General features: G+C 67.7%; 28 protein-coding genes. 17 read left to right on the top strand and 11 right to left on the bottom strand.

What is annotated here, in order from left to right:
* Nucleotides 1–7: 7 nt before the first annotated feature.
* Nucleotides 8–1,636: an APC family permease gene (locus E0H75_RS33400; protein ID WP_131517710.1), complete on the bottom strand. Its 1,629-nt coding sequence runs from the start codon at nt 1,634–1,636 to the stop codon at nt 8–10.
* 136 nt (nt 1,637–1,772) lie between these two features.
* Between E0H75_RS33400 and E0H75_RS33395 the strand changes: the two genes are divergently transcribed.
* The 3 genes from E0H75_RS33395 to E0H75_RS33385 all read left to right on the top strand — a co-directional run bounded on the left by E0H75_RS33395 (nt 1,773) and on the right by E0H75_RS33385 (nt 3,728).
* Nucleotides 1,773–2,714 carry a tyrosine recombinase XerC gene (locus E0H75_RS33395; RefSeq protein ID WP_131517709.1) on the top strand — a complete coding sequence of 314 codons (942 nt, stop codon included), beginning with the start codon at nt 1,773–1,775 and terminating at the stop codon, nt 2,712–2,714.
* A gap of 63 nt (nt 2,715–2,777) precedes the next feature.
* A complete protein-coding gene (locus tag E0H75_RS33390; RefSeq protein ID WP_131354981.1) occupies nt 2,778–3,257 on the top strand; it encodes an RrF2 family transcriptional regulator in 480 nt (159 codons plus the stop codon).
* 69 nt (nt 3,258–3,326) lie between these two features.
* A complete protein-coding gene (locus tag E0H75_RS33385) occupies nt 3,327–3,728 on the top strand; it encodes a VOC family protein (RefSeq protein WP_131517708.1) in 402 nt (133 codons plus the stop codon).
* On the opposite strand, the gene E0H75_RS33380 is transcribed toward E0H75_RS33385, so the two are convergent.
* A complete protein-coding gene (locus E0H75_RS33380; RefSeq protein WP_131517707.1) occupies nt 3,725–4,366 on the bottom strand; it encodes a murein hydrolase activator EnvC family protein in 642 nt (213 codons plus the stop codon). The genes E0H75_RS33385 and E0H75_RS33380 overlap by 4 nt on opposite strands.
* A 301-nt stretch (nt 4,367–4,667) precedes the next feature.
* Here E0H75_RS33380 and rpsB point away from each other — a divergent pair, with 301 nt between their 5' ends.
* From rpsB to E0H75_RS33350, 6 genes are all read left to right on the top strand, one after another.
* A complete protein-coding gene (gene rpsB / locus E0H75_RS33375) occupies nt 4,668–5,666 on the top strand; it encodes a 30S ribosomal protein S2 (protein ID WP_131517706.1) in 999 nt (332 codons plus the stop codon).
* 84 nt (nt 5,667–5,750) lie between these two features.
* Entirely contained in the window at nt 5,751–6,569 is an 819-nt protein-coding gene (tsf, locus tag E0H75_RS33370; RefSeq protein WP_131517705.1) for a translation elongation factor Ts, read from the top strand.
* A gap of 55 nt (nt 6,570–6,624) precedes the next feature.
* A complete protein-coding gene (gene pyrH / locus E0H75_RS33365; protein WP_238163420.1) occupies nt 6,625–7,386 on the top strand; it encodes a UMP kinase in 762 nt (253 codons plus the stop codon).
* Nucleotides 7,387–7,525: 139 nt separating this feature from the next.
* Nucleotides 7,526–8,080 (top strand): ribosome recycling factor, encoded by a 555-nt coding sequence (frr, locus tag E0H75_RS33360; protein WP_202867416.1) that lies wholly within the window; start codon nt 7,526–7,528, stop codon nt 8,078–8,080.
* Nucleotides 8,080–8,922, top strand: a complete 843-nt coding sequence (locus E0H75_RS33355; protein ID WP_131517704.1) for a phosphatidate cytidylyltransferase — start codon at nt 8,080–8,082, stop codon at nt 8,920–8,922. Before frr ends, E0H75_RS33355 begins: the two co-directional genes overlap by 1 nt.
* Nucleotides 8,919–9,509 carry a GNAT family N-acetyltransferase gene (locus E0H75_RS33350; protein ID WP_131517703.1) on the top strand — a complete coding sequence of 197 codons (591 nt, stop codon included), beginning with the start codon at nt 8,919–8,921 and terminating at the stop codon, nt 9,507–9,509. The genes E0H75_RS33355 and E0H75_RS33350 overlap by 4 nt, the downstream gene beginning before the upstream one ends.
* Here E0H75_RS33350 and E0H75_RS33345 read toward each other — a convergent pair.
* Nucleotides 9,499–10,500, bottom strand: a complete 1,002-nt coding sequence (locus E0H75_RS33345) for an LLM class flavin-dependent oxidoreductase (protein ID WP_131517702.1) — start codon at nt 10,498–10,500, stop codon at nt 9,499–9,501. The two genes, E0H75_RS33350 and E0H75_RS33345, sit on opposite strands and share 11 nt — an antisense overlap.
* A 31-nt stretch (nt 10,501–10,531) precedes the next feature.
* Nucleotides 10,532–10,936 carry a MarR family winged helix-turn-helix transcriptional regulator gene (locus tag E0H75_RS33340; RefSeq protein WP_131517701.1) on the bottom strand — a complete coding sequence of 135 codons (405 nt, stop codon included), beginning with the start codon at nt 10,934–10,936 and terminating at the stop codon, nt 10,532–10,534.
* Nucleotides 10,937–10,997: 61 nt separating this feature from the next.
* Between E0H75_RS33340 and E0H75_RS33335 the strand changes: the two genes are divergently transcribed.
* Together E0H75_RS33335 and E0H75_RS33330 are read left to right on the top strand one after the other, a co-directional pair.
* Nucleotides 10,998–11,912 carry an LLM class flavin-dependent oxidoreductase gene (locus E0H75_RS33335; RefSeq protein WP_238163419.1) on the top strand — a complete coding sequence of 305 codons (915 nt, stop codon included), beginning with the start codon at nt 10,998–11,000 and terminating at the stop codon, nt 11,910–11,912.
* A 201-nt stretch (nt 11,913–12,113) separates the two neighbouring features.
* Complete coding sequence (locus E0H75_RS33330) at nt 12,114–12,797, top strand: C39 family peptidase (protein ID WP_131517700.1); 684 nt, start codon at nt 12,114–12,116, stop codon at nt 12,795–12,797.
* Nucleotides 12,798–12,833: 36 nt separating this feature from the next.
* Here the strand turns inward: E0H75_RS33330 and E0H75_RS33325 are convergent, their stop codons facing one another.
* Entirely contained in the window at nt 12,834–13,679 is an 846-nt protein-coding gene (locus E0H75_RS33325; RefSeq protein WP_238163418.1) for an SDR family NAD(P)-dependent oxidoreductase, read from the bottom strand.
* Between the two features lie 71 nt (nt 13,680–13,750).
* Here E0H75_RS33325 and E0H75_RS33320 point away from each other — a divergent pair, with 71 nt between their 5' ends.
* Together E0H75_RS33320 and rlmN are read left to right on the top strand one after the other, a co-directional pair.
* On the top strand, nt 13,751–14,653 hold the full coding sequence (locus tag E0H75_RS33320) for a LysR family transcriptional regulator (RefSeq protein WP_131517699.1): 903 nt from the start codon (nt 13,751–13,753) through the stop codon (nt 14,651–14,653).
* A gap of 67 nt (nt 14,654–14,720) precedes the next feature.
* Nucleotides 14,721–15,842: a dual-specificity RNA methyltransferase RlmN gene (gene rlmN / locus E0H75_RS33315; RefSeq protein WP_131517698.1), complete on the top strand. Its 1,122-nt coding sequence runs from the start codon at nt 14,721–14,723 to the stop codon at nt 15,840–15,842.
* A 35-nt stretch (nt 15,843–15,877) separates the two neighbouring features.
* Here rlmN and E0H75_RS33310 read toward each other — a convergent pair whose 3' ends face one another.
* On the bottom strand, nt 15,878–16,582 hold the full coding sequence (locus E0H75_RS33310) for an alpha/beta fold hydrolase (RefSeq protein WP_131517697.1): 705 nt from the start codon (nt 16,580–16,582) through the stop codon (nt 15,878–15,880).
* A 39-nt stretch (nt 16,583–16,621) separates the two neighbouring features.
* Between E0H75_RS33310 and E0H75_RS33305 the strand changes: the two genes are divergently transcribed.
* Complete coding sequence (locus tag E0H75_RS33305; protein ID WP_131517696.1) at nt 16,622–17,083, top strand: GNAT family N-acetyltransferase; 462 nt, start codon at nt 16,622–16,624, stop codon at nt 17,081–17,083.
* Here E0H75_RS33305 and E0H75_RS33300 read toward each other — a convergent pair.
* A complete protein-coding gene (locus E0H75_RS33300) occupies nt 17,076–18,170 on the bottom strand; it encodes an LOG family protein (protein ID WP_131517695.1) in 1,095 nt (364 codons plus the stop codon). The genes E0H75_RS33305 and E0H75_RS33300 overlap by 8 nt on opposite strands.
* Nucleotides 18,171–18,236: 66 nt before the next feature.
* On the opposite strand from E0H75_RS33300, the gene E0H75_RS33295 reads away from it, so the two are divergent.
* Nucleotides 18,237–19,526 (top strand): aspartate aminotransferase family protein, encoded by a 1,290-nt coding sequence (locus E0H75_RS33295; RefSeq protein WP_131517694.1) that lies wholly within the window; start codon nt 18,237–18,239, stop codon nt 19,524–19,526.
* Nucleotides 19,527–19,578: 52 nt separating this feature from the next.
* Here the strand turns inward: E0H75_RS33295 and E0H75_RS33290 are convergent, their stop codons facing one another.
* The 4 genes from E0H75_RS33290 to E0H75_RS33275 form a co-directional block, all read right to left on the bottom strand.
* Nucleotides 19,579–20,490, bottom strand: coding sequence for an amino acid ABC transporter permease (locus tag E0H75_RS33290; RefSeq protein WP_131517693.1), 912 nt, complete (start codon nt 20,488–20,490; stop codon nt 19,579–19,581).
* Nucleotides 20,487–21,176 (bottom strand): amino acid ABC transporter permease, encoded by a 690-nt coding sequence (locus E0H75_RS33285; protein WP_131517692.1) that lies wholly within the window; start codon nt 21,174–21,176, stop codon nt 20,487–20,489. Before E0H75_RS33285 ends, E0H75_RS33290 begins: the two co-directional genes overlap by 4 nt.
* 80 nt (nt 21,177–21,256) lie before the next feature.
* Nucleotides 21,257–22,099 carry a glutamate ABC transporter substrate-binding protein gene (locus E0H75_RS33280; protein ID WP_131517691.1) on the bottom strand — a complete coding sequence of 281 codons (843 nt, stop codon included), beginning with the start codon at nt 22,097–22,099 and terminating at the stop codon, nt 21,257–21,259.
* 50 nt (nt 22,100–22,149) lie between these two features.
* Entirely contained in the window at nt 22,150–22,911 is a 762-nt protein-coding gene (locus E0H75_RS33275) for an amino acid ABC transporter ATP-binding protein (RefSeq protein ID WP_131517690.1), read from the bottom strand.
* Between the two features lie 247 nt (nt 22,912–23,158).
* Between E0H75_RS33275 and miaB the strand changes: the two genes are divergently transcribed.
* Together miaB and E0H75_RS33265 are read left to right on the top strand one after the other, a co-directional pair.
* Nucleotides 23,159–24,631, top strand: coding sequence for a tRNA (N6-isopentenyl adenosine(37)-C2)-methylthiotransferase MiaB (gene miaB, locus E0H75_RS33270; RefSeq protein ID WP_131517689.1), 1,473 nt, complete (start codon nt 23,159–23,161; stop codon nt 24,629–24,631).
* Nucleotides 24,628–25,317, top strand: coding sequence for a phosphotransferase (locus E0H75_RS33265; protein ID WP_238163417.1), 690 nt, complete (start codon nt 24,628–24,630; stop codon nt 25,315–25,317). Before miaB ends, E0H75_RS33265 begins: the two co-directional genes overlap by 4 nt.
* Nucleotides 25,318–25,324: the final 7 nt, after the last annotated feature.

Here is a 25,324-nt window from a genome sequence, read left to right as displayed (position 1 = left end):
GACAACGTCAGTTGCGCATGTGCTTGCCGCGCGTCGGCTTCTGCGGCGGCGTGCGGACAGCACGCAGCTCGTTCGCCCGTTCGCCCGGCTGCTCGGTGCGGATCGCCTGCAGACCGCCTGTCCCAGGGTCGGTGTCGCCGATGTCGTAGTCCCAGCTGTCCTCGTTGGCCAGCCGGCTGTGCCAGCGCCCGTACAGCCCGTAGATCGCCAGGCCGATGACCATCCAGACACCGAACTTCGTCCACGTGCTCGTCTTCAGGTTCAGCATCAGCCACACCGTCGCGGCCAGCGACAGCAGCGGAATCAGCGGCACCATCGGCACCCGGAAGCCACGCTCGAGGTTGGGCTCGGAGCGACGCAGGGTGAGTACGCCGATCGCACAGAACGCGAAGCAGAACAACGCACCGATGACCAGCAGTTCTTCGAGCTCCAGCACCTTCGGGTAGAGCGTCAGCGCCAGTGCCGCGAAGCCGGCAGCGGCCGCGGCGCGAGCAGGGGAGGAGTACACCCGGCTGACCCGTCCGAGGCTCTTCGGCAGCAGACCATCGCGGCCCATGTTGAACAACACACGGCTCTGAGCGATCAGCACCACCATGATCACTGTCATCAGCGCGAGCAATGCGCCCAGATTGACCACCTTCGCGGCCCATCCGACCCCTGTCGCGGCCAACGCCTCGGAGACCGGTGCGCTGCCGCCCAGTTCGCCGTACGGGCGCATTCCGACCAGGACGACGGCCATCGCGATGTAGAGGATCGTGACGGCGCCGACGCCGAGCAGCATGCCCTGCGGGACCGTCTTGCGCGGGCTGCGCGCGTCCTCGGAAGCAGTGGCGATCAGGTCGAACCCGATGTAGGCGAACACGATCGAGCTCGCGGCCGTGAAGATGCCCATCATCCCGAACGAACCGAACGACGAGTCCAGGATCCAGCCCAGCAGGGTTGGACTGGCAGTTGCCGGCGCGGCCCGGGCCATCGGCACGAACGGGTGGTAGTTGTCCATGTTGATGTGCGCCGCGCCGACCACCACGACCAGCACGATCACGGCGACCTTCGCGATCACCACCACGGTCAGAACCCGGGCGGACAGCTTCGTGCCGGTCACGATCAGCGCGGTCAGGATCAGCAGCAGCAGCGGCGCGACCAGGTTGACCTTCGCATCCGGGCCGAAGAACTTCGCCACGCCGTCGGGCAGTGTCAGTCCGAACCCGTCCAGTGTGGCCAGGAAGTACGCCGACCAGACGCGGGCGACGATCGCTGCCGCGGTGACGAGTTCCAGCACGAGCGCCCAGCCGACCAGCCAGGCCCACATCTCGCCGAAGGTCACATAGCTGAAGGTGTACGCGCTACCCGATACAGGAATCGTGGACGACAGCTCGGCGTAACAGGCCGCGGCCAGCACACAGACGATCGCCGCGATGACGAACGACAAAATCACGGCCGGACCGGCGACTTTGGCCGCCTGGTTGCCGCTGATGCTGAATATGCCGGACCCGATCATCACGCCCAGGCCGAGTACGACCAGATCGCGACGACCGAACAAGCGCGGCAGACGGTGCCGTGCGTCCTCGACTCGAGTGAACGCCGACTCGACCGGCAGGCGCCGGCCTACGGTCTGTCCGTTCGCTGAGGGGGCCATGGTCAGGGGTGCCTCCGTTGCTACTAGGGCAATCGGGCCGAACAGTAGTCGACCGTCGGGCTATCGACCAGACCTCCTCTCCTCGGCCCCCGCGCGGTGCCTTGCGATGCCGCGTCGGCTCCCGCATCGTCGAGGCATGACGCCGGACGATGTCAGCGCGAACCCTTCCTGGCCGGAAGGTTTCACTGCGTTACTGGCTGACTACGAACGGCATCTGGCGGCGGAGAGGGACCTCAGCAGACATTCGATCAGAGCGTACCGTGGAGACGTCGCGGATTTACTCGAACATTTGATTCGTCTTGGTCACGATGATCTGGAAAGCCTGGATATCCGGGGGCTGAGGTCCTGGCTGGCCAAGCAGCAAAGCCTCGGGAAGTCGCGCAGCACGATGTCGCGCCGCGCGACGGCCGCGCGTGTCTTCACCGCCTGGGCGCAACGGACCGGCCGGATCAGCACGGATCCGGGTGCGTTGCTGGCGAGTCCGAGGCCGCACAAGAGCCTGCCGGGAGTCTTGGGGCAGTCCGACACGCGTGCCGTGCTCGACGCCGCGGCCGTGGCAGCGGACGACGGTAGCCCGATCGGCCTGCGTGACCTCGCGATCATGGAACTGCTCTACGCGACCGGTATCCGCGTCGGCGAACTCTGTGCCCTCGACATCGACGACATCGACACCTCGCGCCGGGTCGTCCGCGTCTTCGGCAAGGGCCGCAAGGAACGCTCTGTCCCGTACGGCGTCCCGGCCTCCGACGCACTGCGGCGCTGGCTCGACGAGGCCCGCCCGCAGTTGGCGCGGCAGGGGAGTGGGCCGGCGGTCTTCCTGGGTGCTCGCGGCGGCCGGATCGACCAGCGAGCGGTACGACGCCTTGTCCACGAGCGGATCGGAGTCGTCGACGCTCCCGACCTGTCGCCCCACGGTCTGCGCCACACGGCGGCAACTCACCTGCTCGAAGGTGGTGCCGACCTTCGCAGCGTCCAGGAACTGCTCGGCCACGCATCGCTGGCGACCACCCAGATCTACACCCACATCTCCACCGACCGCCTGCGCAAGGCCTACGAACAGGCCCACCCTCGGGCCTGACCTGCCGACCTGTCCGCGGGTGGATGCGGCGAACGGATGCGGGGATGGGGCAGACTGCGGTTCATGCGGGTTTCGGCGAAGTCTGACTATGCGTTGCGGGCGCTGATCGAGATCACCCAACGATGGGTGGCCAACGACCCCTCGGTCGTGTCGGCCGAGGAGCTCAGCCGTGCGCAGGGCATTCCGCATGGGTTCCTCCAGGGGATCTTGGCCGACCTCCGGCGTGCGGGGATCCTGGCCAGTCAGCGGGGGCAGTCCGGCGGCTGGAAACTCGCCGTGGACCCGAACGAGATCTCTGTCGCCGACGTGATGCGTGCGGTGGACGGACCGATCGTGAGCATCTCCGGGGTGCGGCCCGAGAGCGTCGCGTACAACGAGCGGGCCGTCGTACTGCAACGGGTCTGGATCGCCGCCCGCGCGAGTCTGCGGGACGTGCTCGAACACACCACGCTCATCGATCTCGCCAAGAACAAGCTCCCCGCCGGCGTGGAGCGTCGCTCCCGCGACGAGGACGCCTGGCAAGCGCGCGTTCCTGGTAGCTGATCCTCTCCCGGGACGCCGATCCGACTGTTACAGTGTGGCCTTATATAAGCCGTGACTACAGGAGGACAGATGGCTGAGCAGAAGACCACCACGTTCCTGATGTTCCAGGACGGCAGGGCTGAGGAGGCGATGAACTTCTACCTGTCGCTCTTCGACAACGCGGAGGTCGTCTCGATCACTCGCTACGGGTCGGAGGGACCCGGTGCCGAGGGCTCGGTGATGCATGCGATCTTCACGTTGGCGGGTCAGCAATACATGTGCAGCGACAGCCCGGTGCAGCACGGGTTCGACTTCACACCATCGATCTCGCTCTGGGTGGACTGTGCGGACGAGGCTGAGATCGACCGCCTGTTCGCCGTCTTGTCCGAGAAGGGCAAGGTGATGATGCCGCTGGGGGAGTACGGCTGGAGCCGGAGGTTCGGGTGGGTCGGCGACCGGTTCGGGATCTCCTGGCAGCTCAACCTGGCCTAGTGGCGCTTGAGCAGGAGGCCGCCGGCCAGAGCCAGGGCCGCCGTACTGGCGACCACGATCGCACCTGTGCGGTTGGAGCTTGAAGCAGGCGGTGACGCGGTCGAACGCACCGGCTGCGGCGGTGGCGGCGCGGTGCTGTGAACCGCCTGCGTCCTGATCGACTGCGCCCCGGCCGTGGCGGGCGTGGAGCTGAGGGGGAGTAGGCGGACCGGGCGATCCGGCAACAGGCTGAGCGGATTGAGGTACCGCTTGCCCTCGATCAGGCCCCAGTGGAGGCAGGTCGCGGGTGAGCAGTGTGAGCCGGCGCCCGAGAGGTGGCCGATGACCGTGCTCGTGGTGACGGGAGTGCCCACAGTGACGGCCGGGACGACCGGCTCGTAGGTGGTCCGGCGCGCTCCGTGTGACACCGCGACCACGCCGCGGCCGGCGAGCAGACCGGCGTACGTGACTGTGCCGGACGTTGCGGCGCGGACGGGTTGGCCGGGGGAGCCGGTCAGGTCGACGCCGCGGTGGCCCGGGAGCCAGGGTTTGGCGGGCAGTTCGAAGCCGCGGACGACCTCGGGACGGGGTTGGAGAGGCCAGTTCGCAGGGTCCGGGCCTGCGGCGGCGAGCGTGAGGGCGAGAAGGACGAGGTTCATGCCTGGAACATGCCGTCGAAACGCCTGATTTCCGGCGGTGAGTTCGAGGCTGTGGACAACCGGGCCCGGTTCGCTTTGGGCCGGGGTGGTCCCGTACACTTCCGGTGGCGTCCCATGTGAGTGGGACGACTACGCATGCCCGCACAACAGCGCGCCTCCCTCGGTCCCGGGACCTCCCGGGTGGGTTGCGTGCCGACGGGCATCAGGCACGGCGGGCCACCCCGGTCCGCCGCGAGACAACCGAGACTGCGCCGACCGGACCGAGCGAACCCGGGAACGCGCGACAGGAGGCAACACCCTCATGGCCGTCGTGACCATGAAGCAGCTCCTCGAGAGCGGCGTGCACTTCGGGCACCAGACCCGGCGCTGGAACCCCAAGATGAAGCGCTACATCCTCACCGAGCGCAACGGCATCTACATCATCGACCTGCAGCAGTCGCTGTCGTACATCGACCGCGCCTACGAGTTCGTCCGCAGCACGGTCGCCTCGGGCGGGGCGATCCTGTTCGTCGGCACCAAGAAGCAGGCCCAGGAAGCGATCGCCGAGCAGGCGACCCGGGTCGGCATGCCGTACGTGAACCAGCGCTGGCTGGGCGGCATGCTCACCAACTTCCAGACCGTGAACAAGCGGCTGCAGCGGCTCAAGGAGCTGGAACTGCTCGACTTCGACGACGTGGCGGCCTCGGGCGTCACCAAGAAGGAGCTGCTGCAGAAGCGGCGCGAGCACGACAAGCTGCTGAAGACCCTCGGCGGTATCCGCGACATGGCCCGGGTTCCGGCCGCCGTGTGGATCGTGGACACCAAGAAGGAGCACCTCGCCGTCGACGAGGCGCGCAAGCTGAAGCTGCCGATCATCGGCATCCTGGACACCAACTGCGACCCGGACGAGGTCGACTTCCCGATCCCGGGCAACGACGACGCGATTCGCTCGGTCGGCCTGCTGACCCGCGTGGTCGCCGACGCCGTCGCCGACGGCCTGATGGCCCGTTCGGGTCAGGGCGCCGCCGCTGCCGGTGAGGAGCTGGGCGCCGAGGAGCCGCTGGCCGCCTGGGAGCGCGAGCTGCTGGAGAGCCAGAACGGCACCTCCGAGGCCAAGACCGCCGAGGGCGACGCCGCGAAGGCCGCCGAGGCGCCGAAGGATGCCGCCGCCGAGGCGCCGGCCGCCGCTGTCGAGGAAGCCCCGGCCGCTGTCGAGGAGACCCCGGCTGCTGCCGAGGAAGCCCCGGCTGCTGCCGAGGAGACCCCGGCCGCTGCCGAGGAGACCCCGGCTGCCGACGCCGTGAAGGCCGACGAGGCCTGACAGCCCTGAGTCGCCGCCCGGTCCAGACCGGGCGGCACTCGAGGTCGCCCATCCAGCCGCATCGACAAGACGAGAGAACGAGGAATGGCGAACTACACCGCCGCTGACGTGAAGAAGCTCCGCGACGCCACCGGCGCGGGCATGATGGACGCGAAGAAGGCGCTCGAGACCACCGACGGCGACTTCGAGAAGGCGATCGAGGAGCTGCGCATCCACGGCGCGGCCAAGGCCGCCAAGCGGGGCGCCGAGCGCTCCGCCACCAACGGCCTGGTGGCCGCGGCGGAGAACGCGCTGGTCCAGCTGAACTGCGAGACCGACTTCGTCGCCAAGAACGAGCAGTTCCAGCAGCTGGCCGCCGACATCGTCGCGCACGCCGCCGCCAGCAAGGTCGCCGACGTCGAGGGCCTGCTGAGCGAGAAGCTGTCCGACGGCAAGAGCGTCGCCGAGAACATCGAGGCACTGGCCTCGGTCATCGGCGAGAAGCTCGAGCTGGGCAGGGTCGCCGTGTTCGACGGCAAGGTGACGGCGTACATGCACAAGCGTGCCGCGGACCTGCCGGCTCAGGTCGGCGTGCTGGTCGAGTTCGAGGGCGACAACGTCGAGGCCGCTCGTGGCGCCGCCATGCAGGCCGCCGCGATGCGCCCGCTGTACACCACCCGCGACGAGGTCCCGGCCGACACGGTCGAGAACGAGAAGCGGATCGCCGAGGCGACCGCCCGCGAGGAGGGCAAGGCGGAGCAGGCTCTGCCGAAGATCGTCGAGGGCCGGGTGAACGGCTTCTTCAAGGACGTCGTCCTGCTCGAGCAGGCGTCGGTCCAGGAGAGCAAGAAGACCGTGAAGGCCGTGCTCGACGAGGCCGGCGTGACCGTGAAGCGGTTCGCCCGCTTCGAGGTCGGCGCCTGAGCTTCGGGATCTTCGAAGGATCAGCAAGACAGCAACGATCGAGGAGGCCGGAATCGTGACGGAAACCCTGGGTACCGAGACGAGTCCGGCCTCTTCGCCGTTCGCGCCGGCCTATCACCGGGTGCTGCTGAAGCTGTCGGGTGAGGTGTTCGGCGGCGGCAAGCTCGGCGTCGACCCCGACGTGGTGAACTCCATCGCCAAGCAGATCGCGGGGGTGGCCCGGGCCGGCGTCCAGGTCGCCGTGGTGGTCGGCGGAGGGAACTTCTTCCGCGGCGCCGAGTTGCAGCAGCGCGGGATGGAGCGCAACCGGGCCGACTACATGGGCATGCTCGGCACGGTGATGAACTGCCTGGCGCTGCAGGACTTCCTGGAGAAGCTCGGCATCGAGACCCGGGTCCAGACCGCGATCACGATGGGCCAGGTCGCCGAGCCCTACATTCCGCGCAAGGCCGAGCGGCACCTGGAGAAGGGCCGCGTGGTGATCTTCGGCGCCGGCTCCGGCATGCCGTACTTCTCCACCGACACGGTCGCCGCGCAGCGGGCCCTGGAGATCGGCGCCGAGGCGCTGCTGATGGGCAAGCAGGGTGTGGACGGGGTGTACGACTCCGATCCGAAGAAGAACCCGGACGCGGTGAAGTTCGACCAGTTGTCGTACGACGACTTCCTCGCGCGCGGCTTGCGAGTGGCCGACGCCACCGCGATCAGCCTGGCCCGCGACAACGCGCTACCGATCGTGATCTTCGGCCTCGAGGAGGGCAACATCGCCCGGGTCGTGCACGGCGAGAAGATCGGGACCATCGTTTCTCCCGGTCAGTAGTCCCCCGGCCGCAGCCGGTACCGCGGCGTACCACTAGGATCGTTCGACACGGGTGGATGTCCGTTATCTGGTAGACCTGCGTTCGTAGGGTATGGAGTGGCCGCGCCGAAGCGGCCCTGAGGAAGCGAGGAATGTCGTGATCGACCAAGCTCTCCGCGAAGCCGAGCAGAAGATGGCGAAGGCTGTGGAGGTCGCGAAGGACGACTTCGCCGCGATCCGCACCGGCCGGGCCCACCCGCAGATGTTCGCGGGCATCCTGGCCGACTACTACGGCAGCCCGACGCCGCTGCAGCAACTGGCCGGTTTCCAGGTCCCGGAGCCCCGGACCGTGCTGATCTCGCCGTACGACAAAGGTGCGATGACGGCGATCGAGAAGGCGATCCGCGACTCCGACCTCGGGGTGAACCCGGGCAACGACGGTGCGGTGATCCGCGTGGTGATGCCGCAGTTGACCGAGGAGCGGCGCAAGGAGTACATCAAGGTCGCCAAGACCAAGGCCGAGGAGGCCCGGGTCTCGGTCCGCAACATTCGCCGGCACGCCATGGACCAGGTGCACAAGACGGTCAAGGACGGCGACGCGGGCGAGGACGAGGGCAAGAGTGCTGAGAAGCGGCTCGACGGGTTGACGAAGAAGTACGTCGACTCGATCGACGATCTGCTCAAGCACAAGGAAGCCGAACTGCTCGAGGTGTGATGGGCGTCGACAGCACGCCCGCGTCGAGTCCGAGCCGCGCCGGGCGGAATCTGCCTGCGGCGATCGCGGTCGGTGTCGGTCTCGGCGCACTGATCCTCGGATCGCTGTTCTGGCAGAAGGTCCTGTTCGCCGTACTGGTGCTGGCGACCGTGCTGGTGGCGGTCGACGAGATGGTCAAGGCCCTGCGCGCGGGTGGCGCGGTGATCCCGAGGATCCCGCTGTTCGCCGGTACGACGGCGATGCTGCTGGCGGCGTACTTCTGGGGACCGATGGCGCTGCTGATCGCGCTCGCGCTCACGGTGCTGGCGACGATCTGGTGGCGGATGCCGGGCGGGTCGGTCGGGTTCGTCCGGGACGCGAGCGCCGGGGTGTTCCTGATCGGCTACGTGCCACTGCTGGCCGGTTTCGCGATCCTGCTGGTGCAGCCGGAATCGGACGGCCCGCAGCGTGTTCTGACGTTCTTCCTGGTCGTCGTCGCCAGTGACGTCGGCGGCTACGCGGCCGGTGTGCTGTTCGGCAAGCACCCGATGGCTCCGACGATCAGCCCGAAGAAGTCCTGGGAGGGCTTCGCGGGCTCGACCCTCGCGTGTATCGGTGCCGGCATCGGTTCGGTCGTGTGGTTGCTCGACGGGGACTGGTGGGCCGGTGCAATCGTCGGCGCGGTCGCTGTGCTGACTGCCACCGTGGGCGATCTCGGCGAGTCGATGATCAAGCGCGACCTCGGTATCAAGGACATGTCCAACCTGCTGCCGGGACACGGCGGTGTGATGGACCGGCTGGACTCGTTGCTGGCTACGGCCCCTGCGGTCTGGTTGCTATTGCACCTTCTGGTGAAGGGGTGACGGCCGCGCCCGACGGGCGGTCGCTGGTGGGCGACGTCGTCCGGCTGGACCGGCTGCAGGTCAGCGACATCGAGGAGTTGTACGCCGCCATCGGCAACGAGCAGGTGTACTCGAGCGGCTTCGGCGGTGGGATCGCCGGCATGCCGGCCGATGTCGAAGCCATGCGGGCGCAATGGTTCCCGTCATCGGAGCAGCGCTTTGCGTACGCCGTCCGTTTGGTTGCCGACGGCACCCTCGTCGGTACGTCGAGCCTCGGCGACGTCGACGTACCCAACGAATCGATCCACCTCGGCTGGACCGGCTACGCGCCGTCCGTCTGGGGTACGGCGGTCAACCCTGCCACCAAGCTGCTGCTGCTTCAGCACGCCTTCGAGGACTGCGGATTCGGCCGGGTGAAGATCCAGACCGGCTCCACGAACACCCGCTCGCAGGCGGCGATCGCCAAACTGGGTGCGACCCGCGAGGGTGTGCTGCGCCGGCACAAGCGGCTGGCGGACGGATCGTTCCGCGACACCGTGGTGTTCTCGATCCTCGCCGATGAGTGGCCTGAGGTCCGCAAGCGGCTCGAGGACCGGATCAACCGCTGACAGTACGGCGAGTGCCCGCCAACTCGGCGAGAGCGGCGTACGACGCGAGCAGGTTGGCCCGGTCGTAGGTGTTCGTGGTGATCAGCACTTCGTCGGCGGCGGTACGACGTACCAGGCCGCCAAGCGCCTCGTCGACCTCGGCAGGGGTGCCGTAGATCTGGCCGCGGAGCGACTGCTCGAAGAGCTCGCGCTCCTTGACTGTCAGCTCGCCAGGCACCGAAGGCTCCAGCGGCGGGAAGACTCCGCGCGTCCGCGAGTACGCACTCGCCCATGCCTCCGGCAGCAGCAACTGCCTGGCGTCCTCCGTCGTCTCCGCAACAGCAGCAGTCACCGCGAGTACGACGTACGGACGCGGAGCCCATGTGGACGGCTGGAACTCGGCGCGGTAGCCGTCGACCAGCTGGAGCAGTGTCGACTCATCCCGACCGGCGATGACCAGGGGGAGTCCGAGCGATGCGGCAAGGTGAGCGCCTTCGCCGACAGCGAGGATGAACGGTGGGATGCGCAGACCTTCTCCGGGGCGCGCGTGGACCTGGTTCTGCAGCGTGCCGGTGAAGTAGCCCAGTAGCTCCTGGACTTGTGCGGCGAAGTCTTCGGCTGCGTCCTTCTCGACGCCCAGGGCGCGACGGATGCCGTTGGTGAAGCCGACCGATCGCCCGAGGCCCATGTCGATGCGGCCCGGGTACAGCGACTCCAGCACTCCGAACTGCTCGGCCACCACCAGCGGCTGATGGTTCGGCAGCATTACACCGCCGGTGCCGACGCGGATCCGGCTCGTACGGGCCGCTATCGCGGCTGCCAGCACTGTGGGAGCCGACCCGACCACTCCGGGCACGCTGTGGTGCTCTGAGACCCAGAAACGCTTGTAGCCAAGCTCTTCCACCTGCCGCGCGAGCTCGACGGTGGCACGCAGCGTCTCCGCTTCCGTCTCACCTGCCCGCGTTCGCGAGCGGTCCAGGACGGAGAGCGGAACCCCAGTGAGAGCAGCCATAACGTAATTTCCAACGGCGGCTGCCCAGCGGTCATTCCCCCAGCAGCAGCTGCAGATCCTCGCGGAAGCGGTCGGCATCCGGTAGCGAGGCCAGGAACTCGCGCTCGACCTGCAGTCTGACCCGCTCCGCCTCCTCGAACGTCGACTCGCCCTTGGCGGTGAGCACGACGACATTTCGCCGCCGGTCCTCCGGACTGCGCCGGCGCTCGACCAGGCCGCGCTCCTCCAGGCTGTCCAGCAGGTCGCCGATCGAGGTCCGGTCGACCCGGAGCCTCGAAGCGACCTCTAGCTGCGACAGCGGCTCACCAGCCACCACTGCGGACAGTACTGCGAGGTCCCGGCCGTTCAGCCCGTACGGCGCGAGCGCTTTGGCCTGCTCGTCGGTCAACAGTGCGAGGACATGTTTGAGCAGATACCCCAGCCGGTCGGACATCATGGGTTGAATCTACCGCTTCACTGATCGTCAGGATCGCTGATCATCAGTTATGCTGACGATTATGACTCTGACCTTCGGCTTGAAGACCACCCCGATGCATGTCCCGTACGCCGACATCCAGCGCGTCTGGCTCGAGGCCGACGAGTTCCCGCAGTTCCGCGACGCGTGGCTCTGGGACCACTTCCTGCCGCTCGTCGGGCGCAAGGACGGCGATGTACTGGAAGGCTGGACGCTGCTCACCGCGCTCGCCGCGCAGACGAACCGGCTTCGTTTCGGTCTGCTCGTCACCAGCAATCGCATCCGCCCACCGGCGGTGCTCGGCAAGATCGCCAGCACGCTGGACGTGATCTCGGGAGGCCGACTCACCATGGGGCTCGGTGCCGGCGGCACGCATCAGCCGGCTGGTGCCGGCGGCATCGCCGGCCCCAATCCGGCTATCGCGGAGTACGAGGCGTACGGGCTGACGCTGGTCCCGCCGGGGGAGGGGGTGGACCGGCTCCGCGAGACCATCGAGATCCTGCGCGGCATGTGGACGCAGGACGTCTTCGACTTCCACGGCAGGTACTACACGCTCGAGCAGAACCGGAACGAGCCGAAGCCGATCCAGCGACCTGGCCCGCCGCTCCTGATCGGAGGCTGGGGCAACCGGATGATGCGGCTGATCGCCGAGTACGCCGACATCTGGAACATCAGCGGCCCGCCGCACACCGACTTCGACGTCCTCACCGACCGGATCCGTCGACTCGACGCAGAGTGCGCCCGCATCGGACGCGATCCGGCCACGGTCAGCCGCTCGCTGCAACAACTCGTCTCGTACGACGATCCGGCCGCGACTCGAGCGACCATCCGCCGCGCGGCGGAGCTGGGGTTCGACCACATCGTGCTGTCGCTGACCCGCCCGTACCCGGAGCGGGCGGCCCGGTGGCTGGTCCGGGAGATCATCGATCCGGTGCTCGAGGAGACCTCCGCAGCCTGACCTTTCGAGCTGGGTGGAAAGGGTTGGTTATTTTTTCACGGCTCTCTGGCATGACTGGAAACCGCTTCTGACCTGGGAAAACGTCAACCGCGCCGGTGTCGGGACGGGAGCTGGAGGGGGTTTACAAGCGGTGGAGGCAGGAATGCACTCAGTGATGGGACGACCACGCCCCGGGCGTCCCTGTGAGGCTGAGGAGCTGACATGAGGCAGACGACGACGAAACTCAAGGCCGCACTCGGCGGTCTGACCCTGATCGCGGCAGCAGCGTTGCCGATGGCATCCACTCCGGCGACCGCTGTGCCGACGGTGCCCGCCGTCTCCGCCGAGGCCGCGGCGGCAGCCAAGCCGGTGCCGACGCTCGGCTACTCGACGCAGGCCGTCAGGACGCTGACCATCGACTTCCAGTACCAGCAGACCGGCTACTGGTGTGGCCCGGCGGCGACCCGGATCGCCCTGTCGGCCCGGATCGCACCGCCGAGCCAACAGCAGTTGGCCAACGAACTGCCCACCACCACGAACGGTACGGACTGGATCGGGCAGGTGACCCGGGTGCTCAACAACCACCTCGGCACCGGCTGGTACGAGACCAAGGAGATGCCGAACGACCCTCCCACCCAGGCGCAGCGCGACCTGCTCTGGCGTGACGTCACCCTCGACATCGACAACAACTACCCGATCGTCGCCAACATCGTCGCCCCGGCCAGCAACCACCCGCCGGGCTACCCGAACTACACGATCTACCACTACTTCACGGTGATCGGGTACGACTCCAGCGACATGACCGTGCTGATCGCTGACCCGGCCGGCTTCGCCCCGACAGCGACGTACTGGCTGACCTTCAACCAGCTCGCGACGCTGATTCCGCCGAAGGGTTACTCGGCCTGATGGTCCAGCGGGCTGGAGTGCGAGCGCTCCAGCCCGCTACTCGACGGCAGTGGATCGGCTGAGCTGCTCCCACTCGGTCACCTCGGCCAGGAGGGCCTCATGGTGTGCGCGGAGTCCGTCGACCGCGTCATTGCCGAGCAGCAGGCGCAGTGGCGGGTTGTCGCTGTCCAGCGCCTTCATGATCGCCGCGACACCCTTGACCGGGTCGTTCGGCTCGGAGTCGAGCAGTCTCCTGGTGGCTTCCCGAGTCGCGCCTGCAGTGTCGCGGTAGATGTCCAGCTCGGCGGTGGCTCGCTTGTTGCGGTTGAACTCGGTCCGGAACGCGCCAGGCTCCACCAGCAGGACGCGGATGCCGAGTGGTGCGACCTCGGTCGCCAGCGCTTCGGACAGACCTTCCAGCGCGTACTTCGCCGCGTGGTACGCGCCGTAGCCGGGGTACGTCTTGAGCCCTCCGAGTGAGCTCATCTGCACGATCGTGCCCGAGCCCTGGGAGTGGAACACCGGCAGGACGGCCTTCGTCACCTCGGCGGCACCGAAGAAGACGACGTCGAGCTGTTCGCGCAGATCGGCCATCGACACCTCCTCGACGGCGCCCAGCACCATCGAGCCGGCGTTGTTCACCAGTACGTCGATCCGGCCGAAGACCGCGATCGTCGCCTGAACCGCGGCCTCGATCGAGGCAGAGTCGGTGACGTCCAGAGCCGTCGTACTCAATCGCGCGTGGGTCAGGTCGGCCAGGGTTTCGGGGCGCCGGGCCGTGGCCATCACCCGGTCGCCGGCCGCGAGGGCAGCCAGGACGAGCTCCCGTCCGAAGCCGGTGGAGCAGCCGGTGATCAGCCAGACCCGGCCTTGTCCGTCGTGTGTTTCCAGTGGGTTGTTCACCCTTCGAGTCTTCGTCGCTGACCGCGTCCGGGGCCAACATCGGCTGCCTGGCGCGGCAGTAGCCTGGGCCTGTGACCCCAGAGCTCCGGCAGTTGCGGTACTTCGTCGCGGTGGCGGAGGAGTCGAGCTTCACCCGGGCCGCGGCACGGCTGACCATCGCGCAGCAGTCCCTGTCGCAGCAGATCACGTTGCTGGAGCGGATGGTCGGTGCGAAACTCTTCGACCGCGACAGCCGGGGCACGGCGCTGACCGAGGTCGGCGCGGTCTTCCTGCCCGAAGCGCGAGCGGTGCTGGCGCGAGCAAACGTGGCGATGAGCGTCGTCGGCCAGGCAGTTCGTGGTGAGGCCGGGCAGTTGCGACTGGCATTCCTGGCGACGACGGCGAACTACTTGCTGCCACCGGTGGTCCGGGCCGTCCGTGAGCGCCTGCCCGAGCTTCGGCTGTCGACCGAGGAGACCACGATCAGTCAGCTGGTCGAGGGCATCACCAGCGGCCGGTACGACGTCGCGTTCTCGCGACCACCGCTGGTTGACGCGCTGGCGACCCGGACGCTGATCACTGAGGAAGTCTGTGCGGTTCTGCCGGAGGGGCATCCGCTGGCTGGCCGCAGCGAACTGAAGCTCAGTGAATTGGCTGGTGACCCGTGGCTACTGACTCCGCGGAGCTCATGGGGACCGTGGCACGAGTTCTACGACGAGGAGTTCCGGGTGGCCGGGTTCACCCCGAACGTCGTACACCGCGACCCGAGCGTCCAGGTGCTGCTCGGAATGGTGGCCGCCGGTGTCGGGGTGACCAAGCTGGCCCGGTCGGCGCAGAGCCTCCGTCGTACTGGGGTGGTCTTCGTGCCCTTGGCCGGGCAGACGGTCTCGACGGAGATGGTGTGGTTGCCGGCCAACCCGTCGCCGATCCTGCCCGCCGTTCGGGATGTGGTGATTGAGCTGGCGGAGTCCGGTCAGCTCACCACCGCCGGCTGAGGGGTGACAGGGGTCATGGGATGTGAATTTGTGAACGGTTGGGGCGGCGGGCGACAATAGGTCGGTTATGACTACCTCCCTTCCCCTTGTTTTCGATGAGCCGCGCCGTGCCAAGAAGCCGCCGCGGCATCTGGCCGATCTCACCGGGGAGGAACGGCGTACGGCGGTAGCCGCGCTGGGCGAGCCCGCGTTCCGGGCCAAGCAGTTGTCGAACCACTACTTCTCCCGGCTGGTGTCCGACCCGGCCGAGATGACCGATCTGCCGGCCGCGACCCGGGACAAGCTGGTGGCCGAGCTGATGCCGCCGCTGCTGACCCGCGTGCGCGACCTGGAGTGCGACAACGGGCAGACCCGCAAGACGCTGTGGAAGCTGCTGGACGGTTCGCTGGTCGAGTCCGTCCTGATGCGCTACACGGACCGGACCACGATGTGCGTGTCGTCGCAGGCCGGCTGTGGGATGGCGTGCCCGTTCTGCGCTACCGGTCAGGCCGGGCTGACCCGGAACATGACGACCGCGGAGATCGTGGAGCAGGTCGTCGACGGTGCCCGGGCGCTGTCCCGCGGTGAGATCGCCGGCGGGCCGGGCCGGGTCAGCAACATCGTGTTCATGGGCATGGGCGAGCCGATGGCCAACTACAAGGCCGTGATCGGCGCGGTCCGCCGGTTCACCGACCCGTCGCCGGAGGGCCTCGGGATCTCGGCGCGTGGTGTGACCGTGTCGACGGTCGGCCTGGTGCCGCGGATCAACCAGCTCTCCACCGAGGGCATCCCGGTGACGCTCGCGCTGTCGCTGCACGCGCCGGACGACGAACTGCGCGACGAGCTCGTGCCGATCAACAACCGCTGGAAGGTCGACGAGGTGCTCGACGCCGCGTGGGGGTACGCGCGGCAGACGAAGCGCCGGGTCTCGATCGAGTACGCGATGATCCGCGACATCAACGACCACGCCTGGCGCGCGGACCTGCTGGCGGAGAAGCTGGCCGCCCGCGGCGACTGGGGCTGGGTGCACGTCAACCTGATCCCACTCAACCCGACCCCGGGCTCGAAGTGGACCGCGTCGGACCCCGCTGACGAGCGCGAGTTCGTCCGCCGCCTCCAGGCCGGCGGCATCCCGACCACGGTCCGCGACACCCGCGGCCAGGAGATCGACGGAGCCTGCGGCCAACTCGCCGCCGCCGACAGGGCTTAGGTCATGTCTGGTAATCCCGCGATTACCAGCCACGCCTAACCCAGCTCGCTCAACAGCTTGGTGAGGGCTGTGGGTTGCGAGAACATCGGCCAGTGGCCCGTGGGTAGCTCGAGCAGCTCCCAGGACGGGCTCTTCAGTTGCTCGACGACGTCTGCCGAGGGTGTGGCGCCGTCCAGCAGGCATTTGAGGTACGTCGTGGGGAGCTCGCCGATGGGCCGGGTCAGCTTGGCCGGCTCCGAGATCGCCCGGCCGGGGTGCGGCGTACTCCGGGCGACGATCAGCGTGATCGCCTCGTCGGACAGGTCCTGGTCGACGTAGTCCTCGGCGGTGAGCGGTGGCCAGAACCCACCGGACTCGGCCAGCTGCCCCTCGACCCACGCGCGTCCTTCAGCAGACCAGCCGTCGACGAACGACCTCCCGTCGGCCGGGATGTTCGAGTCGACGTACACCACCCGACGCAGCCGGTCGCCGATCCGCCCGGCGGCCTGGCCGACTGGAATCCCCGAGTAGCTGTGCCCGACGAGGACGACGTCTCGCAGATCGCGGCTCTCGATCACCGCCACGATGTCGTCGACGTGTTGCTGCTGTCCGACCCGCGCGGAATCGGGACCGTGCCGCTCGGCCAGCCCGCTCAGCGTCACCGGATAGACCTCGTGCCCCTCCGCGCGCAGCCCGGCCGCCACCTCGTCCCACGCCCACGCACCGAGCCACGCCCCTGGCACCAACACGAAGTTCGTCATGCCGGGCACGGTAGACCAAGCCTCCGACAGACTTGGGTCATGCGTGGTGAGGTACGTCGGTACGAGGAGAAGGACCGGGAGGCGGTGCTCGACCTGGCGCCGCGACTGATGGAGGGAGTGGCGCGCTGGCGCTCACCGGACGGAGTGCGTGCGGCCGTCACCGGCTGGGTCGTCGAGGCAGTCGAGCGAGCCGCCGAACCAGGCCGGTTCGTGTACGTCGCGGAGGTGGACGGTGTGGTCGCCGGCTTCGTCTCCGGCGAGGAGCGGACGCACTGGTCCGGCGACCAGGAGCTGTACGTCGGTGAGCTGGTGGTATCCACGGATCACGAGGGCGAAGGCGTCGGCCGCGCTTTGATAGACACCGTGACCGACGACGCACGTCGGCTGGGCGTCACCACGATCACTCTCGACACCGGCACCGCCAACACGTCCGCGCGCGGCTTCTACCGCAGCCTCGGCTTCGAGGAGGAGGACGTGAAGCTGACCAGGGTCCTCAGCTGACCAGAGCGGTCGCCTCGTCGATGGTGTCGACCAGGTGGAGTGACCTCGCCATCGGTCGGTCCGCGGCCAGGGACTGCAGCAGCGGCCAGACCGGCAGCTTGACGGTCCAGTGCTCGATGTCGACGAGGATCAGCGGGATCTGGGTGGCCGGATCGCCGTAGTAGTTCGGTGTGACCGCCTGGAAGACCTCCTGCACGGTTCCGGCCGCGCCGGGCAGGTAGACGATCCCGCCCTTCGCCCGGCTGAGCAGCACGTCCTCCCGCTGAGCGTTGGAGAAGTACTTCGCGATCGACGACGCGAACACGTTCGGCGGCTCGTGCCCGTAGAACCAGGTCGGGATCGACACCCCGCCGGCGCCGGGGAGCTCACGCCGTACACGGAGCCCTGCGGCGGCCCACTCGGCCACCGAGGGCTTGAACGACGGTACGGCGGCCAGCGCAGCCAGTGCGGTGTCGACGGCCGACTCGTCGTACCCGGACAGAGACGCACCGAGGTTCGCCGCTTCCATGGCGCCCGGACCACCGCCGGTGACGACGGTGCGGCCCGTCTGGGCGAGGCTGCGCCCGAGCATGACAGCAGACCGGTACGACGTACTCCCGCGGGCGACACCGTGTCCGCCCATGACACCGATCCACGGCTGGTCGGTGGGCAGCTCGTGGAGTGCGTCGGCGATGGAATGGTCGTGCAGGGCGGCCGCGAGAGTCCGACTGGTGTCGCCCTTCTCGTCGTGCTGCCGGGACCACGCGTAGATCCGAGCGTCCGGTGTGGCGTCGTACCCGTCCTCGAGGCCGGCGTAGAGCTCCTCGGCGTCGTACAGCGTGCCGCGGTAGGCGTCGAAGGGCAGGGACGGGATCGCGGGGAACACGAGCCCGCCGCCGTCACGGATCCAGGCGTCGGACTTCTCCTCCAGCACGCAGCCGAGGAACAGGGCGCCCATCGGGCGCAGTCCGAGCAGTTCCGCCGTCCGGCCGGTCAGGTCGACCGACTGCACCCGCCAGCCCGCCATCGAAGTGGCGCCCGCCGCCACGATCCGGTCGAAATGCTGCAGGGACTCGATGTCCACGTGCGGGATGCTCGGCAATGTCACGGAGAGCACCTTAACTGCGATAGATGCCCACTATGAGCAAGCGACGCGATGAGGTAATGCTTAGGCATGACACATGCGGAGCTCTGGGAGCGTCACAAGGCCGTCATGCCGGACTGGCTCGCGTTGTACTACGAGGAGCCGATCGAGATCGTGCAAGGATCAGGCCGCCGGGTGACCGACGGCCACGGCACCACCTATCTCGACTTCTTCGCCGGCATCCTGACCAACGCGATCGGTTACGACATCGCGGAGATCTCCGACGCGGTGCGTGAGCAACTGGCCACCGGTATCGCGCACACCTCGACGGTCTACCTGATCCGCAAGCAGATCGAGCTGGCCGAGCAGATCGCGCAGCTGTCCGGCATTCCGAACGCCAAGGTGTTCTTCACCAACTCCGGCACCGAGGCGAACGAGGCCGCCCTGATGCTGGCCACCCAGCGGCGCCGGTCCAACCAGGTGCTGGCGATGCGCAACTCGTACCACGGCCGCGGCTTCGGCACCGTCGCCATCACCGGCAACCGTGGCTGGTCCGCCAGCAGCCTGTCACCGGTCAACGTGCAGTACGTCCAGGGTGCCTACCGGTACCGCAGCCCGTTCCGGGATCTGCCCGACGCCGACTACATCAAGGTCTGCGTCGACGATCTGCGCAACGTCATCGAGACCACGACCGCGGGCGACGTCGCCTGCCTGATCGCCGAGCCGATCCAGGGCGTCGGCGGCTTCTCGTCCGGGCCTGACGGCCTGTACGCCGCCTTCAAGGAGGTGCTGGACGAGTACGGCATCCTGTTCATCTCCGACGAGGTGCAGACCGGCTGGGGCCGCACCGGCGACCACTTCTGGGGGATCCAGGCGCACGACATGGTGCCGGACGCGATGACGTTCGCCAAGGGCCTCGGCAACGGGTTCGCGATCGGCGGCGTGGTCTCCACGCCGGAGTTGATGGACAGCCTGAGCGCCAACTCGCTGTCGACGTTCGGCGGCAACCCGATCTCCACCAGTGCGGCGAAGGCGACGCTGGACTACCTGCTCGACCACGATCTGCAGGCGAACGCCGCCAAGCGCGGCTCGCAACTGGTCGACGGCCTGCGGGGTATCTCGGAGGAGTTCCTCGAGCTCGGCGATGTCCGCGGCAAGGGCCTGATGCTGGCCGCCGAGATCGTCAAGCCGGACGACAACAGCCCCGACCCGGCGGCCACCGCCAAACTCCAGCAGGAGACCAAGAACCGCGGTCTGCTGGTCGGCAAGGGCGGCCTGTACGGCAACGTTCTCCGGATGGCGCCACCGATGACGTTGACCGAGGAAGAGACCACCGAAGCCCTCGAGATCATCCGCGACTCCTTCAACACCCTGCGCTGAGGAGCAAGCGAAAGGGTCCCGGGGAGTGGCTCCCCGGGACCCTTTCTCGTGATCAGTTGGCAGCGGGCGGCCTGTCGCCCGCGGTCAGCACCTCGCTGGCGCCGACCGCGGACTGGTCCAGCGGCTCGGCGGTCAGCGGACCGCCGGCGGAACGGCCGCGGCGGCGCATCAGGCGTTCGACCCGGTGCGCGAGCACAGTCACCCCGTAGTTCATGATCACGAAGATCACGCCCACGACGATCAGTGCCGGGAGCAGGTTCGACGTGAAGTTGCCGATCTGTTCGGCTTTCCGCAGCAGTTCCTCGTAGGTGATGATGTAGCCGAGCGCGGTGTCCTTCAGGATCACCACCAGTTGGCCGACGATGGCCGGCATCATCGCGGTGATTGCCTGCGGCAACAGGATCATCCGCATCGACTTCCCCGTGGTGAGCCCGATCGCCATCCCGGCCTCGCTCTGCCCCTTCGGCAGGGAGTACACCCCGGAGCGGACCAGTTCGGCGACCACCGAACCGTTGTACAGGGTCAGACCGGTGACGACGGCGGCCAGCGCGAGTCGATCCGGCGGGAACAGGTTGTAGTTCGCGTACAGGGCGAAGGTGAACAGCATCATCAGCAGCACCGGTACGGCGCGGAAGAACTCGACGACGATGCCGCAGGGCCACCGGATCCACGCCTTGGTGGACAACCGGCCGACACCGAGCAGGATGCCGAGGACCATCGCGAAGACGACCGAGATCGCGGCCGCGATCAGCGTGCCGATCAGACCGGGGATCAGGTACTCGGTCCAGATCTCGCCGGTCAGGAACGGCTTCCACTTCGCCGCGGTGAGCTGACCCTTCTCGTTCAGCTTGTCGATCACGAACCACAGCGCCAGCAGCACGAGGATGACGCTGGCGACGCCGACCGCGGCGTACAGGCGCTTGGTGCGCGGGCCGGGCGCGTCGAACAGAACGCTGCCGCTCATCGCTTCACCGCCAGCCGCTTAGACATCGAGGTGAACAGGATGCCGATCGGCAGGGTCAGGATCACGAAGCCGATCGCGAAGATGCCGAACACGATGAACAGCACGTCCGGACGATCCTCCATCATCACCTTCATCACGGCCGACGCTTCGGTCACACCGATGACCGAGGCAACCGTCGAGTTCTTGGTCAGTGCGATCAGCACGTTGCCGAGCGGTGTGATGGCACCGCGGAACGCCTGCGGCAGAACGACGTACCGCAACGTCTTCAGGAACGGCAGGCCGATCGCCCGGGCCGCCTCGGCCTGGCCGAGCGGGACGGTGTTCACGCCGCTGCGGATCGCCTCGGCCACGAAGGACGCGTGGTAGACCGACAGGCCGAGGACGGCCAGCCGGAAGTTGTTGTCGACGATGAAGGTGTTCGAGTCCTTGTTCGCCAGCGAGAGGCCGAGTTGCAGGAACAGCCCGAGGTTGCAGAACACGATGACCAGCGTCAGCGGTGTGCTGCGGACGATGTTCACGTAGGCGGCGCCGAGGATCTGCAGTACCCGGACCGGGGAGACCCGCATCACCGCCACCACGGTGCCGATCAGCAGTGCGAACACCGCCGACAGCAGCGTGAGGTAGATGGTCGTCCGGAACGCTTGCAGACCGTCGTACTCGGAGAAGAACTCCGATATCACGTCCATGATTCTCCTGCTGGGGAACGAGGCGGAGACCAGCACTCCGGGGAGGGACCGCGGACGGTCCCTCCCCGGAGCATGCTAGGTCAGGCGCAGGCGTCGAAAGTCTTCGGCGGGTTGGTGGCCGTGTCCAGCTTCAGACCGGCCTGGCCGAGGTTCTTGTCGAAGGCCTTCTGCCACTCGCCGGAGTCGACCATCTTCTTCAGCGCGTCGTTGACCTTGGTGCAGGTCTCGGTGTCGCCCTTCTTCAGGCCGACGCCGTAGCGCTCGGTCGAGAAGGTCTTGCCGACCACCTTGAACTTGCCCTTGTTGGCTTCCTGCGCGGCGTAGCCGGCCAGGATGGTGTTGTCGGTGGTGAGCGCGTCGATCGCGCCGGCGCCGAGGGCCTCGACACACTTGGAGTAGGTGTCGTACTCCTGCAGCTGCACCGTGTCGGCGAACTGGTCCTTGACCTTCTGCGCCGAGGTGGAGCCGGTCACCGAGCACAGCTTCTTGCCGCCCAGCGACTCCGGTCCGGTGATGTCGGTGTTGTCGGCGCGGACCAGCAGGTCCTGGCCGGCCACCATGTACGGACCGCCGAAGGAGACCTTCTCCTTGCGGGCGTCGGTGATGGAGTAGGTCGCGAAGATCATCTTGACCTGACCGTTGGCCAGCAGCGTCTCGCGCTGGGCCGACGGGGACTCCTTGAACGTGATGTCGCCGTATCCGAGCTCCTTGGCGACGTACTTCGCGACGTCGACGTCCATGCCGGTGTAGTCCGCGCCTTCCTTCAGGCCCAGACCCGGCTGGTCGAACTTGATGCCGATGGTGACCTTCTCGCCACCGCTGGAGCCGGAACCGGAGCCGGCGTCAGTGTCGTCGCCACAGGCAACCAGTCCGGTCGCCGCCAGGCCCGCGATGCCGAGGGCAGCGATGATTCGCTGTCGCATTGTCTTTTCCTCCGTTGATCAGTACTGCGCTGGGACGGCGTTGTGGACGGTCAGTGGGTCAGGATCTTCGACAGGAAGTCCTGGGCCCGCTTGGTCTGCGGATCGGTGAAGAACCGCTCCGGCTCGGCCTCCTCGACGATCTGGCCGTCGGCCATGAACACGACCCGGTTCGCCGCGCGGCGGGCGAAGCCCATCTCGTGCGTGACGACGATCATCGTCATACTCTGCCTGGCCAGGTCGACCATCACGTCCAGGACCTCTTTGATCATCTCCGGGTCCAGGGCCGAGGTCGGCTCGTCGAACAGCATCACCTTGGGATCCATGGCCAGCGCGCGGGCGATCGCCACCCGCTGCTGCTGACCGCCGGACAGTTGGGCCGGGTACTTGTCGGCCTGGGCGGTGACGCCGACCCGCTCCAAGAGCCCCCGGGCCTTCTCCTCGGCCACGGACTTGGACTGGCCACGCACCTTGCTCGGGCCGAGGGTGACGTTCTGCAGGATCGTCTTGTGCGCGAACAGGTTGAACGACTGGAACACCATGCCGACGTCGGCGCGGAGCCGGGCCAGGGCCTTGCCCTCGCTGGGCAGCGGCTGGCCGTCCAGCGTGATCGTGCCGGAGTCGATCGGCTCCAGCCGGTTGATCGCGCGGCACAGCGTCGATTTGCCGGATCCGGACGGACCGATCACCACGACGACCTCGCCCTTGGCGAGGGACAGATTGATGTCCTTCAGGACGTGCAGTTCACCGAAATGTTTGTTGACGTCGGTCAGGGCGACCAGACCGGTTTTCGTCAAGGTTCCGGAATCGCTCATGGCCAGAACCTACTGGAGCGGGGGGCACGGACAAACGACCCCCCGGTTCCACGGTGGTAACGATCTGCAACAAAGCGGAGCGGGCTGTGACCGGCTGGTCACAGCCCGCATGATCTGCGCTTCAGTGTCCATTAACCCCCGTTCCGCAACAGTGACTTGCAGCAATCGCCGCGGCCGGTCAGGGGTTACGAGGACTCAAGGCCAGGTGGGGAAATGTGTACCGCGGCACGTACTCTAGGTGGCTGTCATGCGTACTTATGAGGTCCGCACCTACGGGTGCCAGATGAATGTTCACGACTCCGAGCGGCTGCGCGGGCTGCTGGAGGACGCGGGCTACGTCCGTGCGTCCGAGGGCGACCAGGCCGACGTGGTCGTCTTCAACACCTGCGCGGTCCGGGAGAACGCCGACAACAAGCTGTACGGCAACCTCGGCCACCTCGCGCCGGTGAAGGCCAAGACGCCGGGCATGCAGATCGCCGTCGGCGGCTGCCTGGCGCAGAAGGACAAGGCCACCATCACCAAGAAGGCCCCGTGGGTGGACGTTGTCTTCGGCACCCACAACATCGGATCGCTGCCGGCGTTGCTGGAGCGCGCCCGGGTGGAGCAGGATTCGCAGGTCGAGATCCTCGAGGCGCTCGAGGTCTTCCCGTCCACGCTGCCGACCCGCCGCGAGTCGCCGTACTCGGCCTGGGTGTCGGTCAGCGTCGGTTGCAACAACACCTGCACGTTCTGCATCGTTCCGTCGCTGCGCGGCCGGGAGAAGGACCGCCGGCCGGGCGACGTACTCGCCGAGGTCGAGGCACTGGTCGCCGAGGGTGTGCTCGAGGTGACGCTGCTCGGCCAGAACGTGAACTCGTACGGCGTGGAGTTCGGCGACCGCTACGCCTTCGGCAAACTGCTCCGCGCCTGCGGTGCGATCGACGGTCTGGAGCGGGTCCGGTTCACCTCGCCTCATCCGCGTGACTTCACCGCGGACGTCATCGAGGCGATGGCCGAGACGCCGAACGTGATGCCCTCGCTGCACATGCCGCTGCAGTCCGGCTCGGATCGGGTTCTGAAGGCCATGCGGCGCTCGTACCGTCGCGATCGGTACCTGAAGATCATCGAGGACGTGCGGGCCGCGATGCCTGACGCCGCGATCACCACCGACATCATCGTCGGCTTCCCCGGTGAGACCGAAGAGGACTTCCAGGGCACGCTCGACGTGGTCCGGCAGGCCCGGTTCGCGGGGGCGTTCACCTTCCAGTACTCGAAGCGTCCCGGGACGCCGGCCGAGTCGATGGAGGACCAGGTCCCGCGCGACGTCGTGCAGGATCGGTACGAGCGGCTGGTCGCGCTGCAGGACGACATGGCGTGGGACGAGAACAAGAAGGTCGTCGGCCGGTCCCTCGAGGTGCTCGTCGCCGAGGGGGAGGGGCGCAAGGACGCCGCCACCCACCGGCTCAGCGGCCGCGCGCGGGACAACCGGCTCGTGCACTTCGCGCTGCCGGAGGGCGTCGATACTCCGCGACCAGGTGACATGGCAACGGTCGAGGTCACGTACGCCGCACCACACCACCTCGTCGCGGATGTCTTCGGTGCAGTACGACGTACTCGCGCCGGCGACGCCTGGGAGCGAGGTCAGGACGCGCCGGCCTCGACACCTGGAGTGATGCTCGGGATGCCCACGATCGGCGCCAAGCCGTTGGAGCCCGCGGTCGGCGGGTGCCAGGCCGGATGACCAGCTCCGCGGCTGACCGTCCGTCCCTCCTCCCGCCCGACGCCGTACCGTTCGCGGCCGGTCGGGATGCGGATATCTACTCGCTGGATGACTCCTGGGTGCTGCGGCGCTACCGCAACGGCCACCCGGTGCGGGACGAGGCGGACTTCATGCGTCACGTCGCGAAGTACGACTACCCGGTGCCGGCGGTCCGTGAGATCGCGGGGCCGGACATGGTGATCCAGCGACTGACCGGTCCGACCCTCGGCGACGCGGCGATCGCCGGTGACCTCAGCGGGACCGAACTCGGCGAGATCCACGCCGATCTGCACCGTCGCCTGCATACGATCCCGGCCCCGAGCGGCAGGCCGGGCGTGGTCGTGGTGCACGGCGATCTGCATCCGCTCAACGTGATCGCGACCGACGACGGCCCGGTCGTCATCGATTGGCGCAACGCCGAGGAAGGTCCGCCAGAGTTCGACATCGCGATGACCGCGATCATCTGCGCCCAGGTCGCGCTCGACCCGTCCTTCGAGGCGCTTACCCCGCTCGTGCGCGAAGCCCTCGCCAGTTACCTCGCGAACTCCATCGACCCGACTCCCGGCCTCGCCGCCGCTCTCGAGGTCCGCGGCAACAACCCGACGCTGACACCCGAGGAGCTAGCCCTCCTCCCAGCCCAGGAAGCGCTGATCCGCGAGCATCTCTGAGCGTTCG

The organism is Kribbella capetownensis, from assembly GCF_004331485.1.
GTDB lineage: Bacteria > Actinomycetota > Actinomycetes > Propionibacteriales > Kribbellaceae > Kribbella > Kribbella capetownensis.
Note: the sequence above shows the minus strand (reverse complement) of the source record. Positions and strands in the feature narration are given on the sequence as shown.

Bases quoted from the DNA above. Each gene is read 5' to 3' on its own strand.
- E0H75_RS33400 (WP_131517710.1), bottom strand. From the start codon at position 1,636: ATGGCCCCCTCAGCGAACGGACAGACCGTAGGCCGGCGCCTGCCGGTC.
- E0H75_RS33395 (WP_131517709.1), top strand. From the start codon at position 1,773: ATGACGCCGGACGATGTCAGCGCGAACCCTTCCTGGCCGGAAGGTTTC.
- E0H75_RS33390 (WP_131354981.1), top strand. From the start codon at position 2,778: ATGCGGGTTTCGGCGAAGTCTGACTATGCGTTGCGGGCGCTGATCGAG.
- E0H75_RS33385 (WP_131517708.1), top strand. From the start codon at position 3,327: ATGGCTGAGCAGAAGACCACCACGTTCCTGATGTTCCAGGACGGCAGG.
- E0H75_RS33380 (WP_131517707.1), bottom strand. From the start codon at position 4,366: ATGAACCTCGTCCTTCTCGCCCTCACGCTCGCCGCCGCAGGCCCGGAC.
- rpsB (WP_131517706.1), top strand. From the start codon at position 4,668: ATGGCCGTCGTGACCATGAAGCAGCTCCTCGAGAGCGGCGTGCACTTC.
- tsf (WP_131517705.1), top strand. From the start codon at position 5,751: ATGGCGAACTACACCGCCGCTGACGTGAAGAAGCTCCGCGACGCCACC.
- E0H75_RS33355 (WP_131517704.1), top strand. From the start codon at position 8,080: ATGGGCGTCGACAGCACGCCCGCGTCGAGTCCGAGCCGCGCCGGGCGG.
- E0H75_RS33345 (WP_131517702.1), bottom strand. From the start codon at position 10,500: ATGGCTGCTCTCACTGGGGTTCCGCTCTCCGTCCTGGACCGCTCGCGA.
- E0H75_RS33340 (WP_131517701.1), bottom strand. From the start codon at position 10,936: ATGATGTCCGACCGGCTGGGGTATCTGCTCAAACATGTCCTCGCACTG.
- E0H75_RS33335 (WP_238163419.1), top strand. From the start codon at position 10,998: ATGACTCTGACCTTCGGCTTGAAGACCACCCCGATGCATGTCCCGTAC.
- E0H75_RS33330 (WP_131517700.1), top strand. From the start codon at position 12,114: ATGAGGCAGACGACGACGAAACTCAAGGCCGCACTCGGCGGTCTGACC.
- rlmN (WP_131517698.1), top strand. From the start codon at position 14,721: ATGACTACCTCCCTTCCCCTTGTTTTCGATGAGCCGCGCCGTGCCAAG.
- E0H75_RS33310 (WP_131517697.1), bottom strand. From the start codon at position 16,582: ATGACGAACTTCGTGTTGGTGCCAGGGGCGTGGCTCGGTGCGTGGGCG.
- E0H75_RS33305 (WP_131517696.1), top strand. From the start codon at position 16,622: ATGCGTGGTGAGGTACGTCGGTACGAGGAGAAGGACCGGGAGGCGGTG.
- E0H75_RS33295 (WP_131517694.1), top strand. From the start codon at position 18,237: ATGACACATGCGGAGCTCTGGGAGCGTCACAAGGCCGTCATGCCGGAC.
- E0H75_RS33290 (WP_131517693.1), bottom strand. From the start codon at position 20,490: ATGAGCGGCAGCGTTCTGTTCGACGCGCCCGGCCCGCGCACCAAGCGC.
- E0H75_RS33285 (WP_131517692.1), bottom strand. From the start codon at position 21,176: ATGGACGTGATATCGGAGTTCTTCTCCGAGTACGACGGTCTGCAAGCG.
- E0H75_RS33280 (WP_131517691.1), bottom strand. From the start codon at position 22,099: ATGCGACAGCGAATCATCGCTGCCCTCGGCATCGCGGGCCTGGCGGCG.
- E0H75_RS33275 (WP_131517690.1), bottom strand. From the start codon at position 22,911: ATGAGCGATTCCGGAACCTTGACGAAAACCGGTCTGGTCGCCCTGACC.
- miaB (WP_131517689.1), top strand. From the start codon at position 23,159: ATGCGTACTTATGAGGTCCGCACCTACGGGTGCCAGATGAATGTTCAC.
- E0H75_RS33265 (WP_238163417.1), top strand. From the start codon at position 24,628: ATGACCAGCTCCGCGGCTGACCGTCCGTCCCTCCTCCCGCCCGACGCC.